The organism is Shewanella sp. SM68 (assembly GCF_025653925.1).
Taxonomy (GTDB): domain Bacteria; phylum Pseudomonadota; class Gammaproteobacteria; order Enterobacterales; family Shewanellaceae; genus Shewanella; species Shewanella oncorhynchi.
Map to the genome: position 1 here is coordinate 342,545 of NZ_JAKKRU010000003.1, position 17,837 is coordinate 360,381.

The 17,837-nt window shown below is 44.3% G+C and carries 17 protein-coding genes; 8 read left to right on the forward strand and 9 right to left on the reverse strand.

The features are described 5' to 3' along the window. Positions 1-71 precede the first annotated feature (71 nt). The 3 genes from L5M40_RS07070 to L5M40_RS07080 form a co-directional block, all read right to left on the reverse strand. On the reverse strand, positions 72-374 hold the full coding sequence (locus L5M40_RS07070; protein WP_105252894.1) for a PilZ domain-containing protein: 303 nt from the start codon (positions 372-374) through the stop codon (positions 72-74). Between the two features lie 158 nt (positions 375-532). Then, the gene (locus L5M40_RS07075) at positions 533-937 is read right to left on the reverse strand and encodes a phosphate-starvation-inducible protein PsiE (RefSeq protein ID WP_028760403.1); all 405 of its coding nucleotides are present in this window, start codon (positions 935-937) and stop codon (positions 533-535) included. 257 nt (positions 938-1,194) lie between these two features. Next, positions 1,195-1,704, reverse strand: a complete 510-nt coding sequence (locus tag L5M40_RS07080; RefSeq protein ID WP_028760402.1) for a DUF2062 domain-containing protein — start codon at positions 1,702-1,704, stop codon at positions 1,195-1,197. A gap of 32 nt (positions 1,705-1,736) precedes the next feature. Between L5M40_RS07080 and L5M40_RS07085 the strand changes: the two genes are divergently transcribed. Genes L5M40_RS07085 through L5M40_RS07100 form a run of 4 tightly spaced genes read left to right on the forward strand, consistent with a single transcriptional unit; the run spans position 1,737 to position 7,082 of the window. Next, positions 1,737-4,055, forward strand: a complete 2,319-nt coding sequence (locus tag L5M40_RS07085) for a DNA internalization-related competence protein ComEC/Rec2 (RefSeq protein ID WP_263175927.1) — start codon at positions 1,737-1,739, stop codon at positions 4,053-4,055. A 32-nt stretch (positions 4,056-4,087) separates the two neighbouring features. Then, positions 4,088-5,896: a lipid A export permease/ATP-binding protein MsbA gene (gene msbA / locus L5M40_RS07090; RefSeq protein WP_263175926.1), complete on the forward strand. Its 1,809-nt coding sequence runs from the start codon at positions 4,088-4,090 to the stop codon at positions 5,894-5,896. Then, positions 5,897-6,916, forward strand: a complete 1,020-nt coding sequence (gene lpxK, locus L5M40_RS07095) for a tetraacyldisaccharide 4'-kinase (RefSeq protein WP_263175925.1) — start codon at positions 5,897-5,899, stop codon at positions 6,914-6,916. After that, complete coding sequence (locus L5M40_RS07100) at positions 6,903-7,082, forward strand: Trm112 family protein (RefSeq protein ID WP_006081200.1); 180 nt, start codon at positions 6,903-6,905, stop codon at positions 7,080-7,082. Before lpxK ends, L5M40_RS07100 begins: the two co-directional genes overlap by 14 nt. A gap of 137 nt (positions 7,083-7,219) precedes the next feature. Here the strand turns inward: L5M40_RS07100 and L5M40_RS07105 are convergent, their stop codons facing one another. Continuing rightward, positions 7,220-7,681, reverse strand: coding sequence for a hypothetical protein (locus L5M40_RS07105; RefSeq protein ID WP_263175923.1), 462 nt, complete (start codon positions 7,679-7,681; stop codon positions 7,220-7,222). Between the two features lie 131 nt (positions 7,682-7,812). Between L5M40_RS07105 and L5M40_RS07110 the strand changes: the two genes are divergently transcribed. Continuing rightward, positions 7,813-8,502: an energy-coupling factor ABC transporter permease gene (locus L5M40_RS07110; protein ID WP_263175921.1), complete on the forward strand. Its 690-nt coding sequence runs from the start codon at positions 7,813-7,815 to the stop codon at positions 8,500-8,502. Positions 8,503-8,649: 147 nt separating this feature from the next. On the opposite strand, the gene L5M40_RS07115 is transcribed toward L5M40_RS07110, so the two are convergent. The 3 genes from L5M40_RS07115 to L5M40_RS07125 all read right to left on the reverse strand — a co-directional run bounded on the left by L5M40_RS07115 (position 8,650) and on the right by L5M40_RS07125 (position 13,335). Next, the gene (locus L5M40_RS07115) at positions 8,650-9,006 is read right to left on the reverse strand and encodes a glutathione S-transferase N-terminal domain-containing protein (RefSeq protein ID WP_263256452.1); all 357 of its coding nucleotides are present in this window, start codon (positions 9,004-9,006) and stop codon (positions 8,650-8,652) included. 303 nt (positions 9,007-9,309) lie between these two features. Then, positions 9,310-12,699, reverse strand: coding sequence for a DUF748 domain-containing protein (locus L5M40_RS07120; protein WP_263175919.1), 3,390 nt, complete (start codon positions 12,697-12,699; stop codon positions 9,310-9,312). A gap of 255 nt (positions 12,700-12,954) precedes the next feature. Continuing rightward, entirely contained in the window at positions 12,955-13,335 is a 381-nt protein-coding gene (locus L5M40_RS07125) for a VOC family protein (protein WP_131524339.1), read from the reverse strand. Positions 13,336-13,769: 434 nt separating this feature from the next. Between L5M40_RS07125 and L5M40_RS07130 the strand changes: the two genes are divergently transcribed. The 3 genes from L5M40_RS07130 to L5M40_RS07140 all read left to right on the forward strand — a co-directional run bounded on the left by L5M40_RS07130 (position 13,770) and on the right by L5M40_RS07140 (position 15,135). Further along, positions 13,770-14,474 (forward strand): DUF445 domain-containing protein, encoded by a 705-nt coding sequence (locus tag L5M40_RS07130; RefSeq protein ID WP_105253144.1) that lies wholly within the window; start codon positions 13,770-13,772, stop codon positions 14,472-14,474. Between the two features lie 102 nt (positions 14,475-14,576). Beyond that, on the forward strand, positions 14,577-14,927 hold the full coding sequence (locus L5M40_RS07135) for a VOC family protein (RefSeq protein ID WP_263171111.1): 351 nt from the start codon (positions 14,577-14,579) through the stop codon (positions 14,925-14,927). Continuing rightward, positions 14,902-15,135, forward strand: coding sequence for a DUF1289 domain-containing protein (locus L5M40_RS07140; RefSeq protein WP_028760391.1), 234 nt, complete (start codon positions 14,902-14,904; stop codon positions 15,133-15,135). Before L5M40_RS07135 ends, L5M40_RS07140 begins: the two co-directional genes overlap by 26 nt. A 125-nt stretch (positions 15,136-15,260) precedes the next feature. On the opposite strand, the gene cdd is transcribed toward L5M40_RS07140, so the two are convergent. Together cdd and sbcB are read right to left on the reverse strand one after the other, a co-directional pair. After that, a complete protein-coding gene (gene cdd / locus L5M40_RS07145) occupies positions 15,261-16,151 on the reverse strand; it encodes a cytidine deaminase (RefSeq protein WP_263175917.1) in 891 nt (296 codons plus the stop codon). 211 nt (positions 16,152-16,362) lie between these two features. Beyond that, a complete protein-coding gene (gene sbcB / locus L5M40_RS07150; protein ID WP_263175916.1) occupies positions 16,363-17,781 on the reverse strand; it encodes an exodeoxyribonuclease I in 1,419 nt (472 codons plus the stop codon). Positions 17,782-17,837 lie beyond the last annotated feature (56 nt).

The following is a 17,837-nucleotide window of genomic DNA, read 5'->3' on the forward strand; positions in this document are numbered from 1 at the left end:
CGCCCCTTAATGAATTGTTCAATTCATTGAGTGTAGAACAGAGCCATTAAAGCTGCGAAATTTAAGTTAAATTAAAGCAGTTGCATAGCAATATGGTAGCTTTGGTCATGGCATCTCGCGCAACGGCAGACTTGTCCTTTAACGGTATTTTGTTGGGTTGAATTGGGATTAAAGGTCACTTCGATGAGTTCCCCGAGTGCAAACGGATTTTTATAATCGAATAAAATGCCGCGTCTTGCTAAGTCGATACACACACCTTCATCTGTTTGCTTCATGCCTTGAGTGTCGATCCAATTCAAGACCACGCGCTCTGCTTCCATGTCGACTCGCAGCGATGTGCGTTTTTCTTCAAAACCAGTAGTATGGTCACCCATAACTCAATTGCCCCGTAAATTATTGATCTCAGTAAAACTAGCATAATTGCTTTTTGGCAGAATACCAATGTGAAAGCTAGGTCTTTGATAATAGTTTTAAAACGAGAACAGCAGGTGCCATTGATTTAGGTTTCAATAGCACCAACTCAGGTATTTGATTAATTGTCGTATTCTTGATTTTTTGGATAAGGCATTTTTAATTGGCCCCAACGAATCACAATAACGGTTGCCGCTAAAATTAGCGTCGATAATGATATTGCTGCGATACGCCAGTCTTCCATGCTCTTCATATCTAAGATTAGGTAACGGGCCAAGGCGACAATCGCAATATAAAGCGGCATACGTACTGGTAACTTACCGGATTCATAGTAGTTAGCCACCATGGCTAACACTTCTAAGAAAATAAATAACAAGAGTAAATCGGCCAGTGCGACCATACGTACAGAGATGATATGCACAATTTCTTGGCCTATTGCGACAACGGTGGCAATGGCAATAATAAATAGGACTAAGTGTTCAACGGCTTTGAGGCTTTTAGAACCATATTGATGATAAAAAGGCATGGATATTCCCTACTTGATGTTTTTATAAATAGTAACAGCAAAAATCTATTTTTAGGGAAAAGCTAGGTGCCGCTGTGTGATTTAATTCACAGATATGTACGATCTTAAATTCGGCGCAAAGTGGAGTTAACGTGGTTGTATGTAGAAGGTGATTTATATGATGAACAAAAGGGAAGCGAGAGCGAATGTGCTAATCCGCTTATGCTGTTACCTCGACTCAATCGTTGTACCAACATAAGCGGTTTGAATATAAAAGATTATTTATTCTTGCGTTTCTGCCACTTAAACATAATTGAATATTTCCACAGATTATTAATCAGCAAATAACCGACAGCGGAAAAAACCACTCCTAGCACGAGACACCCGAGTAAGAATGCCGGACCTATGGTCGCAAGCGATGCTTCAATCCATTGCCAACTTGCTTCGAAGGCAAAATCTTGCGGAGCATGGCCGAGTATTTTAGCACCGAGCAAATACGCCCCATAAAACATCACTGGCATAGTTAAGGGATTGGTTATCCATACTAATGCAACTGAAACTGGGATATTAACGTTAAATAGAATGGCAAAAGCCGCTGCAACAACCATCTGAAATGGCATGGGGATCCAAGCGACAAATAACCCTACGGCAAATGCGCCTGGGGCGGATTTTCGATTAAGTGCCCATAGATTGGGATTATGTAACAAGCGTCCGAACATGCGTAAGTGTTTATGCTCACGCAAGGTTTCAGGCTTAGGCATAAATCTTTTAATTAATTTTTTTGGCATATGCTGAAATTGCTGTCTTAACTTAATTCACTATGAATCGATTCATGTTTGGCTTTAGTGCCATCTTGTTATCAGCGATGTTATGGCCTTCGCTGCCGCCAGTCAGTTACATACCCTACCTTGTTGTTGGGGCGTTAATCTTACACCGAAAAATCCCTGTCTGTGCAGGTGGGCTCTTTGCGGTAGCATGGCTAACTGGTTTTTGCTTAGGATTATCTAGGCAGGATTTGCCAGTGTTACAACAACCTATACAGGTAAGGGGCGAAATCATATCACTAGTTAGTCGAAACAGCGACTGGCTAAGTTTGGATATATCGCTCATTAAACCAAATTTAATCTTAGGGCCAAACGCAAAATTGCGACTCACGTGGAAAGATCCGCCAGAAGTCGATGTGGGTCAGGTTTGGCTGTTTACGTTGACACCTAAGAGCATTGCTAGCGTGCTAAATCAAGGCGGCTACAACGAACAAAAACAATTAATCAGTCAACATGTTGTCGGTAAAGGACGAGTGATTGAGGCGCAGTTACTTGCGGTTTCGCCTTCATTGCGTAATGACCTCATAAGCGCATTGACACCTGAATTAGCCTCTTTACCTCAAGGTGACATTTTACTCGCCTTGCTTTTGGGGGATAAGCATTTGATCTCACAAGCTCGTTGGCAAGCACTAAGGCAGACTGGCACTGGCCATTTAGTGGCGATTTCCGGTTTGCACCTCTCCGTTGTTGCGGCATGGGTATACGCTTGCCTTTTGTTTGGATTGAGTCGTTTTGTGTCACATCAGAGTCGACGGAATATGACTTTTGCGTTAGTCGCGGCAGGTATAGGCGCCGCATTTTATGCTTATCTTGCAGGCTTTGGTGTGTCGACTCAGCGTGCACTCGTGATGATTTTACTGTTAATGCTACTGAGTTTATTAAAGCGATTTTCTACTGCGTGGGAGCGCTTGCTGTTTGCATTGTTTGTCGTATTGTTACTCGACCCGCTTGCTTGTTTAAGTGCGGGATTTTGGCTGTCGTTTTGTGCTTTAGGGGTGATTTTATATACCTTAGTCATCCAGCCCAAAGAGTTTACGGCTGTGTCGACTCGAAGGACGCGTGTAGGCGCGGGGCTTTTGCAATTTTGGGCCATCCAGTGGCGCTTGAGCCTTGGGCTTGGATTACTGCAAGGAGCACTCTTTGGTGGTGTGAGTTTACACAGCTTGTGGATGAATATCCTAGCTGTGCCATGGTTTAGTTTTGTTGTTATCCCATTAGCTATGGCGGGATTTATATGCTGGTGGGTTGGTACTGCGTTTGGGTTCTCTTGGTTGGGACTGCTTCGCCTAAGTGATTGGAGTTTATCACCCTATGCGCAGTTGCTAGACATAAGCCAGCAATTGCCAGCCCATTGGTTAGCGCTTTCAGATACGATATTAGCCTTGGGGTTATCCGCGCTCATCGGTGGTGTGTTATGGCGCTATGTGCCTAAAAATAAAAATTATACTTCTTGGTTAAGCCTGCTGAGTTTACTGTTTATTCCCGCTTTGCTTTTCTGTATTACGCTGTGGTTACCCTTTCATAATAATCGATGGGCTATGCATTTACTGGATGTGGGCCAAGGTTTAGCTGTGGTTATTGAAAAGAATGGTAGAGGGCTGGTCTACGACACTGGTGCCGCCTTTGGTGATGACTTTAGTTATGCGGAGCGGGTGATATTGCCTTTCCTAAAAGCCAAAGGCATTCAAGAGATTGATTATATTGTTATCAGCCATAGCGATAACGATCATGCAGGTGGTGCCCCTGTTTTGATTGAGGCTTACCCTAAGGCTTTAGTGATCACAGACGTGGCTGGCTTTAGCGGCCAAGATTGCCGCCCAAGGCTAATTCAATGGCAAGGGCTGAGTTTGAATTTGCTTTCTCCGCCTCAAGCGTTAGCGGGTAATAATGGTTCCTGTGTTATACGCATTGATGATGACAGGCAGAGTCTACTGCTTACGGGGGATATCGAAAAGCAAATCGAAACTTCGCTATTAAGTCGTGCCCTAAGTGGTGAGCATGAGTTACAAAGTCAAGTGCTCGTTGCGCCCCACCACGGCAGTAAAACCTCGTCAACTGAAGCCTTTATTGATGCTGTTGCCCCCAAGTTAGTCTTGTTTCCTGCTGGTTTTGCTAATCGCTGGGGATTTCCAAAATCCACAGTGGTTGAACGGTTTCAGCAACGGGAGATTATGGGCCTAACTACAGGTATAGAAGGGCAGATTAGTGTGATTTTTCAGCAGTCTGAGCGAGAGGTTAAGACCTATCGTGGTGATTTAGCGCCATTTTGGTACAACTCTCTGTTTAGATTTGGTGACTTGATTAATCCAGAGTAGAATGCCTACTTTGCCATAATTTAGTGTTATCAATGACAACATCTCCTAAAGACGAAATGTGGACAGTTTTCAAACGATTACTGGGCTATATAAAACAGATGAAAGGCATGTTTATGCTTTCAGTTGCGGGATTAATTATTTATGGTCTCGTCGATGCCGCCTTTATCGCTTTCATCGGCCCCTTTATTGATAAGGGTTTCTCCGGCGGCGCACCTGCTGCGGTGACCAACGGCATAGCATTGCCAACCAGTGAAGGTTTTCACGCAAACAACGACGTGCTTATGATGGCGCCGCTTGTGGTTATCGTTATGTTTTCCTTACGTGGCTTTGCTAACTTTGTTTCGACTTACGGCATTTCATATATGAGTGCACGTTTGATCATGGACATGCGTCAGCAAGTGTTTGAGCATTATCTGAGCCTGCCTGTCAGTTATATGGATAAGGAAAATACCGGTAACTTGATCTCAAAAGTGACTTTTGATACTGAGCAAATCGCTCGAGCATCGGGAAGTGCTTTGATTTCCATCGTCCGCGATAGTGTGACTGTGTTTGGTATGCTGGTGCTGATGTTCTATAACTCTTGGAAGCTATCCCTCTGTATTCTTGTGATTGGTCCTATCATGGGCATGGTCATTGCGGTGGTTAGTCGTCGTTTCCGCAAGGTCTCTAAGCAAATTCAAACAGCCATGGGCGGGGTGAGTGCGACTACGGAGCAAATGATTAAAGGCCATAAAAACGTATTGGCCTTTGGTGGACAGGAAACAGAAGCAACCCGTTTTGCTAAAGTGAACGATCAAAACCGCCATCAAAATATGAAGTTAGCTGTGGCACAAGCCATTAGTCAGCCTCTGATCATGATTATCGGCTCATTCGCCTTAGCCTTTGTACTTTATGCGGCAAGCTTAGACAGCATGAAAGCTGATCTTACCGCGGGTACTTTCGCGACGATTCTTGGCGCTATGATGGCCATGTTACAGCCAATCAAAAACTTAACCCGAGTGAATGCCGAATTTCAACGGGGTATTGCGGCTTGTACCACAGTGTTTGAATTACTGGATACGCTGCCTGAGTCCGATACGGGAACTTATACTGTCGAGCGTGCTAAGGGTCATCTACGTTTTGATAATGTGTGTTTTACCTATGACAGCCAAGATCGTCGTGCACTTGAGAATGTCGATTTTGAAGTCAAACCCGGGCAAACCTTAGCCTTAGTTGGACGTTCTGGCTCAGGTAAGTCGACTATTGCGAGTTTAGTGACCCGTTTTTATACGGGCCTTGAATCCGGCGATATTCTGCTTGATGACGTCAGCATCTACGATTACTCGCTAAAATCGCTGCGTAATCAAGTGGCACTGGTATCGCAACAGGTGACCTTGTTCAATGACACGATAGCCAATAACATCGCTTACGCCTACCTAGGTGAAGCCACTCGTGAGCAGATCATTGAAGCTGCGACCTTGGCCTATGCGATGGAGTTTATTGATCAGCTGCCCCAAGGCCTTGATACCCAAGTGGGTGAGAATGGCGTGTTATTGTCCGGTGGTCAAAGACAGCGGATTGCGATTGCACGCGCTATGTTGCGTGATGCGCCTGTGTTGATCCTCGATGAAGCGACCTCTGCACTGGATACTGAGTCAGAAAAAGCCATTCAAAAAGGGTTAGATAACCTCAGACAAAACCGCACATCTGTAGTGATCGCCCACAGGTTGTCGACCATCGAGAGTGCCGATCAGATTTTAGTAGTCGATCAGGGGCGGATTGTCGAGCGCGGGACGCACCAATCACTATTGGAATTAGATGGCATGTACGCCAAATTATACCAAATGCAATTTGGTAGTTAGATGCAGGCCTTAGTGAATAAAATCTGGTATCAGGGCCATCCACTGCGATGGCTCTTGTTACCGTTATCTGGCTTATTCGCGGTTATCACTTATGTGCGCCGCGCTTTGTTTCACCTAGGGATGAAATCACAAACTGTAATGCCTGTACCTGTCATCGTCGTCGGTAATATTACCGTCGGTGGCAGCGGTAAGACGCCAACTGTGATTTATCTGATTGAATTGCTGCGCCAACATGGATTTCACCCCGGTGTGATCAGTCGTGGTTATGGTGTTGATATTCAAGGCGTTAAATCGGTTTGCTTAGGTGCAAGTGCGGCAGAGGTGGGTGATGAACCTGCCATGATAGTGGCGCGTACTCAAGTGCCTATGGTGGTTGGTGCTAAACGGGTCGATGCGGCTAATGCGCTTATTGCTGAGTTTGGTGTCGATGTCATCATCTGTGACGATGGCCTACAGCATTATGCTCTGGCACGCGATATTGAGCTGGTGGTAATTGATGGTCAGCGCGGTTTAGGCAATGGCTTGCTATTGCCAGCAGGTCCATTACGTGAAGGCGTGTGGCGTCTCGATACCGTGGATTTTATCGTCAGTAATGGCGGCCCAGCGGCAAAAGGGCAGTTCGAAATGCAACTGACACCTACGGCAGTGAAGCCCGTTAAATGTGATGTGACGTCTGGTGAATATACTTTCGATAAGTCTCTGCCGCTCGTTGCGATGGCGGGCATAGGTAATCCAGCGCGTTTCTTTGAATCGTTGCGCGCACAAGGCTATCAACTGGCCTTCTGCCATGGTTTTGATGACCATCAGGCTTACGATAAAACCCAGTTAGGTGATTTAGCCCAAGGTTTGCCACTGTTGATGACAGAAAAAGATGCGGTTAAATGTCGCGATTTTGCACAAGAAAACTGGTGGTATTTGGCGGTCGATGCCAAGCTATCCCCACAATTTGATGAACAGCTGCTCGCACGTCTTCGTGAAGTGGCTGCAGCTAAACAAGGAAACTTCCATGGCATTCGATAAAAAATTGTTAGATATAGTGGCTTGCCCTGTGTGTAAGGGTAAACTTGAGTACGATAAAACGACGCAGCAGTTGATTTGTAAGGCAGATAAACTTGCTTATCCGATCACTGAAGGTATCCCTGTGTTATTGGAAAATCGTGCTGTGCCACTGACCGAATCAGTTTAGTGTGATGTGAATGCGCGTATTGTCTCATACGCGCATGCTTACTTTTTATTCTGCTTATTATCGTTTTAGCTATTTTTAGCCGATTTAAGTTTTTTGTATTGGTAACTGTGCACGTTTCTTCATTACTTTGAGTTTAGTTAATAGCTCATAAATTTGTGTTTATCAGCATTGGTTGCCCCCTCTTGGCACTCACCGCGGATTTCTCCTCGACCAGGCTCGATAATTCGGCTTAATTCAATATAACCTTCGCGGCAATAACCCGTCATTTCAAGGGTTTTGATTAAACCTAAATCAACCTGTCTCCCCCAAATTTCTAATGAGTCCTGTAGATCTTGCATCGCGCGACGTTGCTCACGGGGATCTTGCATATTACGTATGCGTGCCTCGTGTGGAAAAGGGCGCTCGGTATCATTCATTGTCGACTTTTCATCGACCAGCCGCGCTTTGTAGCTGAAGAGTTTAAGGCCATCGCTTTTAATATCCGTCGTTAACTTATCCCGTAATTTTCCGGCGAGTTCACTCGGGTCAATTGGCGCACTGCTGCAGGCGATGAGCGAGAAACAACTTAAGATGGTAAGGCTGAGATATCGAAACGGCATAATCAAATTTAACTCTTAGTTATTAACTGACAGAAGAATACCTTAATATGGCCCTAAAGTTCATGGATTTATGGCATTCTCATAGGCTGAGTACGCGCCGATAGGTGTAATGGATTAAGGATGGTCGAGTAATGTTGGCGTTTTGGTCAAATAAATGGGCGCAAATCGAATGGGATATGGGCCTGACTCAAGGTATATGCCTTATGTTCTTGGCGTTATGGCTCTACGCCATATGGCCAAAAGAAGAGTTAGTGCAGCTCCGGCGGGATAAACATCTCCAATTACGTTTGTTGCTGACGTTGGTGGGGATCAATGCGCTGTGGTCGTTAAATGCCAGTATTCAAACAGGGTTGCATCTGCATTTTCTGGGAATTGTCACTTGTATGCTGATGTTCGGCTGGCGTCTTGCGACTCTAGTGTTGCTATTGCCGAGCGCTTTTTTTAGTCTTTTTGTATTAAAGCAGCCCGCTGATTTTGGTGCTTTTAGTTTGTTCGCTATGGCCGTGCCGCTGTTTCTGTGTTTTATCCTATACAGTCGCAGTTACCATTTATTTCCTAAGCATATTTTTGTATTCATCTTCGTCGGTGGTTTTATCAATGCGGGCCTCTCAACTGTGTTTCATCAATTGAGTTGGGCGACGTGGTTGTGGTCTGCGGCGGATTACGATTGGAATGTGTTAGTGGACGACTACCTGATGCTCATCCCTTTGCTGGCATTCCCTGAGGCATTGCTTAATGGCATGGCAGTGACGCTATTGGTGGTGTATCAGCCCCAGTGGTTATTTGATTATTCTGACCGTGAATATTTGTGGCGTAAGTAAATGCGATAAAACAACGCAATAAAAGAACTGCGCCCTAAACCTCGTCATTCCAACGTAAAGCCCTTTGTAAGTGCCCATTGAACAGACGATTGAAAAGGTTATTGGACGCACTTATTTGTATATTTGCGCTGACCGTTGCGCCGTGATTTAGGCGAAGCGTTGGTCTAAGTAGTTAATGATTTCTTTTGATTCATATAACCACTGTACTTGACCGTTTTCTTCAATCCGCAGACAAGGCACTTGCTGTTTGCCGCCTTGAGCGATGAGTTTATCTTTATGCGGCGCTTTTTTAGCGTCGTGGGTCACTATGTTGAGTCCTTGGCGACGCATTGCACGGCGGACTTTTACACAAAATGGGCATGCAGGATATTGATACAGGGCTAATGCTTGAGTTTGAGCATCAATTTTTTGTTGCTCAGCCAGTGGACGTTGGCGCTTCTTAGGGCTAAATACGAAGTTTAAAAACAGAATAATCCTGCCTAAAATCCAGCGAATGATAAACATGTTATTGACCTTAATGATAATTTTTGTGGAAGAACATTTGTGCGTCATGGCGCCACAGAAAGCGTGCGGCGAGTCTGAGACCCAGTCGTTTAAAAACTGTGATCTCAGTTGTATAAAGGCCGCAGAGTGTAACCTATGGCACCAAGCACGGCCAACATTTTAGAGTGAATTAACAGATAGATGATTTGATTGTAGAAGAATGGTTTTTTGATTGGTTATGACGCTTAGCCATAAGGTAAAAGCCCGCTAAAGTCGAACTTTAGCGGGCTTAGTTTTATATAAAAAGCAAGTTAATTGGCTAAGTTATTGAGCATCAATGGTGAGGCTCACTTGGGCTGCATTCTGGGTTAAACTCACTCGGCTTTCGAGCAAGAAGATCCGCTCTGGAGCAATTTCTTTCACGTCCACAAGGTAAGCTTTAACGGCTTTGGCTCTTTCTTGGGCCAAATTACCCAACATGCCATCGTTAACATTCTGCGCTTTTACCGACAGATTATATAAAGCGATATGCCAGCGGGTGGTGATTTCGTCATCTGAAAGCTGCGCGTCTTTGGCCTCTGCGATAACAGTGTCTTTAATTTGGGCAGGATCGGCTTTAACTTCTTGTTCATAAAGCTTTACTAGCGCATCGGCAAGCGGCCCTTGAGTCGGGAATTGACTCGGACTTAAATCATCAGGTAACGCACTAAATTCAATATTGGCTAATTTAGCCAATTTACGCTTCATGATGCGCTCAGCAATGGCTTGGCTGTCATTGATGGCATCGACTTCCCCTTCAACGCTTAGCTTGAGCATAGGTCTGTCGAGTAAGGCGCTAGCGAGTTTGTCTAAACTTTTTTGCTCATCTTCACTTAGGCTGAATTTGCCTGCGGCAAAGCTGATCTTATCTAAGGTTTCGTCAGAACCTATGAGTCCTGCTAAGAAAGTGAAGGGCGCAGTGACGGCTTTAGTGATCACATTGGTAATCGCCGTCATTATGATGCTGCCGACACTAAAGCTGGGTGAGTCTAAATCGCCTGAGACCTCCATACCTAAATCAATCACGCCGTTACGGTCCTGCAGCAGGGCAATCGCGAGCGTGATGGGTAAGCTAGTGGCAAGGTCACTGTCACTGGGTTTACCAAGTTTCAGTTGGTCTATGATCAGATGGTTACTGCCCTTGAGCTTGTTCTTATCGAGTTGATAGTTCAGCGATAGTGATAGCTGCCCTTTATCTATGTAGTAACCCGCATAGGTGCCTGAGTAAGGATTGACTGAGGTTAACTCAACGCTCTTAAAGACTAAATCGAGATCTAAATATGGCATATCTAGCAAAGGGTTAATATCGCCTTTTAGAGTTACAGGCGCATACTTGTCTATCTTACCTTTGATATCAACCGAGGCCTTAGTCCCTGGCGTGGACGACAGGTGAGTGATATTGCCTTCAAGCAGCTCAATTCCCGAAGCAAAATTCGGAGTCAGTGAGTTATCGGCAAAGTAAGCCGAGCCTTGGCTAAAGCTAATTTTTTGAATATCGAGGCTTAACTCAGGCGTTGTCTTGCTTGCCGTTTGCAGCTCGGTTTGCTTAGCACTGGCTGTGGTTGTGTTTTTAGTTGTCTTGCTATTTGCAGCCGGAGCCTCAACGATAAGATCGCTGATATTAGTGGTTCTATCTTTGGCTATCACCACTTTGGCGTAGGGTTGATTAAAGGCTAAGTGATCAATTTTGATTTGATTTTTCTGTTGGTCAAAATCCAGTTGATTGATATTCATCTTTTGCCATTTGACCAGCGGAGCATTACGCAATTTGTCATGAATAGCTAAATCATCGAGCTCAACACTGCCACCGTAAATGGCTTTGCCTTTAGCATCGGCGGTCAGTTTGCCTGCTGAGCTTAATAGACCGCTCTTGAGCTGGATATTCACGTAGGGTGCTAAATAGGGCTGAAATTGGGTTAATGCCAGCTTATCGAGTTGGATATTGGCATCTATGGTTTCGCCCGTCACATCGACTTGGCCTTGAGAGCTCAAAGTACCTTGACCATTGAGGCTGAGTTGTAGCTCATATTCAATCGGAGCGGTTAAGGTACTCGTTATGACCTTAGTTGAAAAATTAAGCGGATACACTCGCCATTGCTGCGGCGTTGCCGTTAGCTTTTGTTCCGATAGATTAAGGTCATAGTTTTCAATATTGAGCGCATCGAGTTGCACGAACCAAGTGTCAGTTGACGTAGTTACTGGTGTTTGCTTGACTGGCTGTTGAGGATTTGCCTCTGAAGCGATGTCTGCAGCGGTTTCTTTAGTGGCATCAGTGGTGACATTTGCGGTCGCTTCTGTCTTTTGTTCTGTTTTATCGCTCTCGTTAGTTACGGCTAATTCACTTTCCGTTGCTTTGTCTGCGCTATCGCTTGCATCAGTCTCTGCTATTTGACGTTTTTCTTCCACTTGCGCAACTTGTACGCGTTCTAGCGATTGAGCATCTGCTGGCTTAGCATCGATTGGTTTAGCAACCGGCTGCGTAGTCGTTGTGGAGGCGCTTAACGATTTAGGCATGAATAAGCCAACAAGATCGAGCCCGTCTTGGTTCAAAATGGCACTCATTGTTAGGCCATCGCTGTGGAGTTTGTTGATATGCACTTTCTGCTGCTTCAAGTTGGCTGAAATGCCATCGAGGGCAAACATGGGGAGCTTGACCACTGATCGATCTTTGTCGTTAACGTTAAGTTTTTCAACAATAAACTGGCCATTGTTGCTGATGACTTGTAACTCGCCATTCTCGGCAAGATCCACTTGATACTGAGTTTTAATACTGAGCTCGCCATCCGTGAGGACGGGATTAAATTGATCGTCGATAAATCGCCATAGTGGTGTCAGTTTCAGTTTGGCGACTTGGATGTCACCCGCAACTTTTAGCGGGAACAATTGGAATTGCCCCTGCAAACTGATTTCACCAGCATGATCATCACTGAGTTGTATCGCATAGTGATTGTGCTTGATAGGCACAATGGGTGAGTCAGACGTTGATTGGGCGTTTGGTGTCGTATTATCAACTTTGTTTACTTTTATGGCTGGTGTTATCGATGCCGATGATGCCGCCATCAAATATTCAGTATCAAGGGAACTGAGTTTTAGATTGATATTGGGGTAGTTCACTTGAGCATGGGTAATTTTGTCATCGAAGTTAAATAGTCCCGCATCCAACACAAATTGGCTGAGCAGGACACGAACGGGTGAGCTGGCTTCTGTGGGGGCTGTTTCTGTGCTCGTGGATGAATGCTCGTTCAAGGTCTGCAGAATATCGTCGAAGTTGAATCCAGCTTTCCCTTTTTTCTCCACGCGAATGATATGTGCGTAGGGCGCTTGTATGTGTATGTTTTCGATAACGGCGGCGTGATTAAAAACAGATCGCCAAAAGTGTATTTCGAATTGGACTTGTGCAATGCCAGCAAAAGGTTTGTCGTCTTTTTCTTTAATGGCCAGTTGGTCGATTTCGACTTTGAAATTAAAAGGGTTAATGCGTATATCACCGAGGGTGACGGGACGACCGAGCAGAGTTGAGAGTTTTTCTGGTGCCAGCGTGGTTATCGCATAGGGGAGGATTAAACCTAATGTGCAGACATAGCTAAGGTAGACTGCTGTGAGGTAAATAATCACTCGCAGGTATCTTGGGAGGGCAAAAAAAGAGTGTCTGAATTGCGATAACTGGGTCAGCATTAATATCAAGGCTCCAATGCATAAGACAGGGAAAAACTTCCATATGTACGGACATTCTAGCGAATAATGCTAATGTTTCCAGAAGTTATTTATATTTTTACCAATGAAATCTTGGTATTACACAAACAATAACGTCTTCTGATCTAAGGCGTTCCTGAGTGGTAACCTATCATCTACATTGATAACTACATGTGTTTCAGCCTATGGCTAATGATTTGAGTCGTCAATACTCACCATGTTGGAAGCTATTTTTGATCAGCGATTTAAATAACTAATCGCTGCAATAATGGCGCCTTGTGGATCTTTTATCCAACAAAAACGGCCTACTTCGGGTATATCTTCAGGACCAAACAGAATATCCCCGCCAAGTTTTTTTGCGCTGATAGCGACTTGATCGACATCGTTAACGGTAATGTAGCCGGTCCAATGTGAGGGAAGCGTTGGGAGCAAACTATCGGTGATCCCCCCAATACTGACGCCCTGATTTTCAATAATATGATAATTACCGTGGGGCATTTTGACTGTTTTAAAGTGCCAACCAAAAATCTCAGCATAGAAGTGCATAGCTTCTTCGGTATTATGGGTTGTCAATTCATGCCAACTTAACGCCCCTGCTGTGTTAAAAGCCGATTCCATAAGCGCATCCTTTATTCTATTTTGGGTAAATTTTGTGTATTGAGCCGAGGTTAACTGTCAGTGTTCAGTGCCAGCTGTATTCTGAGCCATATTTTTTGTGCGTTATCTTGATTGAGTGTAGTTGAGGCAAGTTGATAATTCACAGACGGTAAATTAAAATTTTGCGTTTTTTAGGTCGGCAAACATTAAATTAACTTAATGTTCTACAAGGAGATTCACTTTATTCGGTGCTGGCTAATCAGCTTCTTGTGGCTCAGTGACGCTGCGGCTTAGTTGATGGGCTTCATCTTGCCCCTTGCGCCAAGACTTAGCACTGAAAACAGATTTTAAAACGGGTTTGTTTACTGTGGTTTGAGTGTTAGACCTGACTCCCGTTAACTTGTTAATATAGGCGAGTTTTGCATCTTATCGATGCCACATTAGGGGATATGAGATTGAATAAGAGTTTAGTGACGAATTTATTGGCGGCAGCTTTGGTCGTTGTGGGTTACCTGATGAATTCGGCAATTGTCCTGAATGTCGGATTATTTGCTTTATCGGGTGCGATTACCAACTGGGTTGCAGTTTATATGTTGTTTGAGAAAGTCCCCGGACTCTATGGTTCGGGAGTCGTGCCTTCTCGTTTTGAAGAGTTTAAGGCGGGTATTGCTCATTTGATGATGAAACAGTTTTTTACCACTGAAAATATCGACCGATTCCTGTCTGAAAAAGAAGGGCTGAGTAAAATAGACTTGGCCCCAGTGATTGAAAAGGTTGATTTAGCGCCTTCTTTTGATGCGTTAATTAGCACAGTCGCCCAATCTTCCTTTGGCGGCATGTTGTCTATGTTTGGTGGCACAGATGCCTTATTGCCGTTAAAAGAGCCGTTTATTGTAAAGATGAAAGCTTCTTTAGTTGAAATGGCACAAAGCGATGCATTTCACGAGTTGCTGAAACAAGAAATTGAACAGCCAAATGTGATGGCCGATCTGCAAACTAAAATTGCTAACATAGTGGAGCAAAGATTAAACGAGTTAACACCACAAATGGTGAAACAAATCGTTCAGGACATGATCCAAACGCACTTAGGTTGGTTAGTGATTTGGGGTGGCGTGTTTGGCGGTCTGATTGGACTTGCCGCAGCCTTAATCCAAGGTTAACCTGAGTTAAAGCCGCGAATAGAATGGGAGCTTTGGCTCCCATTTTTACTTACGCATTTTATGTTCATCATTTTGTGTCCTGATTAAATAGCAAGGAAGTCTATGAACCGTCACCACAGTATCAATTATTTGGAAATCCCAAGTCGCGACATTGCGAGCTCTAAGGCCTTTTTTAGCCAGGTTTTTGGATGGACCTATGTCGATTATGGCCCTGAATACAGTTGCTTTATGGATGTCGGCATTACTGGGGGATTCTATCAAGCCGATGTGAATTTCACCCTTGCAAAAGGTTGCCCGCTGATTGTGATCTACAGCCAGAACTTAGAATTGACTCTGACGGCTGTCGTAACTGCTGGTGGCATTATCACAGCTGACATCTTTATTTTTCCAGGAGGCCGTCGATTCCATTTTGTTGAACCTTGTGGCAATGAATATGCCGTCTGGTCAGAATGATCCTAATGTCACTCCTTGTATTCGAAATTGTTGTTTAGATCAGCAAGATATTTGTTTAGGTTGTTTCAGGCATCTTGATGAAATTTTAGCGTGGCGCGTTATGTCGGAAGTGGAGCGGCAAGCTTGTTTTATTAGGATGGAGGAGCGTAAGGGGGAGTATCTGGCTAAGTTCAATGACGTGGTTAGTAGAAGACAGGATGGAGTATGATTAGCCGTCAGAATTGCTTACGATAATTGATTTTTAAGCTTTAAGTGGATAATCGAACGGCGAAATACGCATTAACGTATTTCGCCGTTGGCATTTTGAAGCACCTTGGCATCTTGAAGCAGACGTTACACTGGATCTACCACTATGTGCTCAAGTTCGATGGCGGCAACGGTATGGAGCGCATCCATAGTCGCGCCAACTAAGCTGATTTTTCCTTGAGATGACTCAATTAAAACCGCACGGCTGATATCGCTAAATTCACGATTGTGGCGCGCCAGATTTGATAATGCCATCTGCATGGGCAGCATAGAAGGATTGAATGCCGCATTTTCTGCGTAGCGACCACAATAGGTTGCGCCATCATGGGTTTCTAATACCACAGCGGCGAAACTTTGGGTGTAAGGTGCATAGCTTAAACCGGCATGATCTAAGCCTTCTATGATCATAGGATCGGCACTGTCTAGTGCAAATTCAGTTTGTTGCTTGGCCATTAAGGGCGAAGTGACATTTAAGTCTTTTGGCCCAAAAGCATAGGGTAAATAATAGGCCAGAGGATGGCTTTCCTGTGCGGGTAGATGAATGCAGATCTTGCTCCCTTCAACCAGTTCATTCATAAACTGACGACAATGACCGCAAGGACTGGCATTAACTATGATATCAACAATTTGGCTTTCACCACTGAGCCATGCGTGGCTGATAGCGCTTTGTTCTGCATGGACAGAATGAAATAACGCTTCACCGGGTAATTCTAAGTTGGCACCCATGTAGATATCGCCACTTTTACCTTTGGCTATCGCGCCGACATAAAACTCACTGATAGGCGGTTTGGCCAATGCCGCTGCTATCGGCAGTAATGCTAATAACACTTCTACTTCGGTCATTTTGCTTGCACTTGTTAGCGTAGCAAGTTGCTGCGCATCAATGTGTCCAGCAAAATTCTGGTGCAACATTGGGATAAGTGCATCGGCTAACGGCGTTGGCAGTTGGGTTATGCTACGAATGAATCTATCTTGCATTTCCCTATTCCTTATTTGTTAAGTTCATGGAAGAACATTCTAGTAATTTTGTTACAGCATAAATGCGAGTTAGCTCGCGTTTATACGCTGTCAATGTCAGTGCTATCGAGAGTGATAAACTTATGTTACTCACGTATAGAGTAAGTCTATTGGTGCACACAAATAAGCTTAAGACTATAAAACAAAAGACTTAAGCTTGAATTTACACAACTTAAAGTTCACGCAAATAATGACAAAGGGCAGCAAGTAGCTTTTGCTTAGTCTCATCCGCTTGTGTTTCTTGTAGCAAATTTTCTAATTTAAGTACGTAGTCTTGATCGGCTAAGCGACTTTGACAGAATTCACGCCAGCGCTGCGACTCTGCATAATCGAGTAGTTCAGGGTAATTACGGGCGCGGTAACGAAACAGCATTTCAGGAATACGTGGATCATCAAACTGCAAATCTAACGCCGCTAGATTTTGCGGTAGGGTATGACGGATGATTTCCATTTTTGCTTTATCAGCTTGGCTAAAGAACCCACCAGAATACAGCATCAAATCGGGATCTGTGGTTACTCTGCTGTCATCATGCTCAAATAATAGCGCCAGTTTTTCACGTAATTCTGGGTGACGTTTTAGGCGTTTATACTGCTCTCTGGCAAATTCTTTATCTATGCCTAAACGAGCGGCATGCTCATCACTGAGGATTTTTGCCGAGGTGATAAAAGGGCACTTATTAAGATGAATTTGTTTTACTGCGATAGGTAATTCATCTTCGGCAAGATCAGCCCTTGACGTATACATGCGCGTTTTAATTTGCTCGACATCTAGCTCGAATAGCGGCGTTAAATCCATGGCTAAATTAACGCAAATAACGGCATTTTTGTTAGTAGGATGGTGCGCTACGGGTGAGATCAACGTTGCACAACCATTGCGCGCACTAATTTTAGAGCTCACGTGAACCAAAGGCTGCATATTGAGCACATTGATTTGATCGCTAACCGCTTGCTTACGGCGCAGGTCAAAATAGTACAGATATAACTTAGGCTGTTTCTCGCGAATGAGTTTTGCCATAGCGATGGTCGCATACACATCAGACATAGCATCATGGGCTTTCTCATGGCTTAAACCATTCGCTTGGGTAAGATGTTCTAGCTTAAAACTCGGAGAGCCATCTTCCTTTGTCGGCCAGTTAATGCCTTCGGGCCTAAATGCGTAACAAGCGCGCACTAAATCAATGATATCCCAACGAGAGTTGCCATTTTGCCATTCACGGGCATAGGGATCGATAAAGTTCCGATAAAAGCCATAACGGGTCACTTCATCGTCAAAACGCAGTGAGTTATAACCTGCAACACAAGTGTTTGGTTGGCTAAATAGCGCTTGAATTCGTCCCATAAACTCAGTTTCAGGGATGCCTTTTAAATTAGCTAACTGTGGAGTGATCCCTGTGATTAATATTGCTTCCGGAGACGGCAAATAATCAGTGGCTTGCTTACAATAGAATGTCTCAGGCTCGCCGATGATATTGAGATCTAAATCCGTGCGAATACCCGCAAATTGCGAGGGTCTGTCTTTCGCTGGGTTCGCTCCAAATGTTTCGTAGTCGTGCCAAAAAATCGACCCTGCTTTATCGTCTTTCATCTTCATTTATTTTCGTTCTCTAAAGCATGTAACTTCATGTTATCAGTAGTTAAATTGCTTTA

What these genes read in the sequence shown, in the direction of transcription:
- L5M40_RS07070 (WP_105252894.1), bottom strand. Translation starts at nt 374, where the DNA reads ATGGGTGACCATACTACTGGTTTTGAAGAAAAACGCACATCGCTGCGA.
- L5M40_RS07075 (WP_028760403.1), bottom strand. Translation starts at nt 937, where the DNA reads ATGCCTTTTTATCATCAATATGGTTCTAAAAGCCTCAAAGCCGTTGAA.
- L5M40_RS07080 (WP_028760402.1), bottom strand. Translation starts at nt 1,704, where the DNA reads ATGCCAAAAAAATTAATTAAAAGATTTATGCCTAAGCCTGAAACCTTG.
- L5M40_RS07085 (WP_263175927.1), top strand. Translation starts at nt 1,737, where the DNA reads ATGAATCGATTCATGTTTGGCTTTAGTGCCATCTTGTTATCAGCGATG.
- msbA (WP_263175926.1), top strand. Translation starts at nt 4,088, where the DNA reads ATGACAACATCTCCTAAAGACGAAATGTGGACAGTTTTCAAACGATTA.
- lpxK (WP_263175925.1), top strand. Translation starts at nt 5,897, where the DNA reads ATGCAGGCCTTAGTGAATAAAATCTGGTATCAGGGCCATCCACTGCGA.
- L5M40_RS07100 (WP_006081200.1), top strand. Translation starts at nt 6,903, where the DNA reads ATGGCATTCGATAAAAAATTGTTAGATATAGTGGCTTGCCCTGTGTGT.
- L5M40_RS07105 (WP_263175923.1), bottom strand. Translation starts at nt 7,681, where the DNA reads ATGCCGTTTCGATATCTCAGCCTTACCATCTTAAGTTGTTTCTCGCTC.
- L5M40_RS07110 (WP_263175921.1), top strand. Translation starts at nt 7,813, where the DNA reads ATGTTGGCGTTTTGGTCAAATAAATGGGCGCAAATCGAATGGGATATG.
- L5M40_RS07115 (WP_263256452.1), bottom strand. Translation starts at nt 9,006, where the DNA reads ATGTTTATCATTCGCTGGATTTTAGGCAGGATTATTCTGTTTTTAAAC.
- L5M40_RS07120 (WP_263175919.1), bottom strand. Translation starts at nt 12,699, where the DNA reads ATGCTGACCCAGTTATCGCAATTCAGACACTCTTTTTTTGCCCTCCCA.
- L5M40_RS07125 (WP_131524339.1), bottom strand. Translation starts at nt 13,335, where the DNA reads ATGGAATCGGCTTTTAACACAGCAGGGGCGTTAAGTTGGCATGAATTG.
- L5M40_RS07135 (WP_263171111.1), top strand. Translation starts at nt 14,577, where the DNA reads ATGAACCGTCACCACAGTATCAATTATTTGGAAATCCCAAGTCGCGAC.
- L5M40_RS07140 (WP_028760391.1), top strand. Translation starts at nt 14,902, where the DNA reads ATGAATATGCCGTCTGGTCAGAATGATCCTAATGTCACTCCTTGTATT.
- cdd (WP_263175917.1), bottom strand. Translation starts at nt 16,151, where the DNA reads ATGCAAGATAGATTCATTCGTAGCATAACCCAACTGCCAACGCCGTTA.
- sbcB (WP_263175916.1), bottom strand. Translation starts at nt 17,781, where the DNA reads ATGAAGATGAAAGACGATAAAGCAGGGTCGATTTTTTGGCACGACTAC.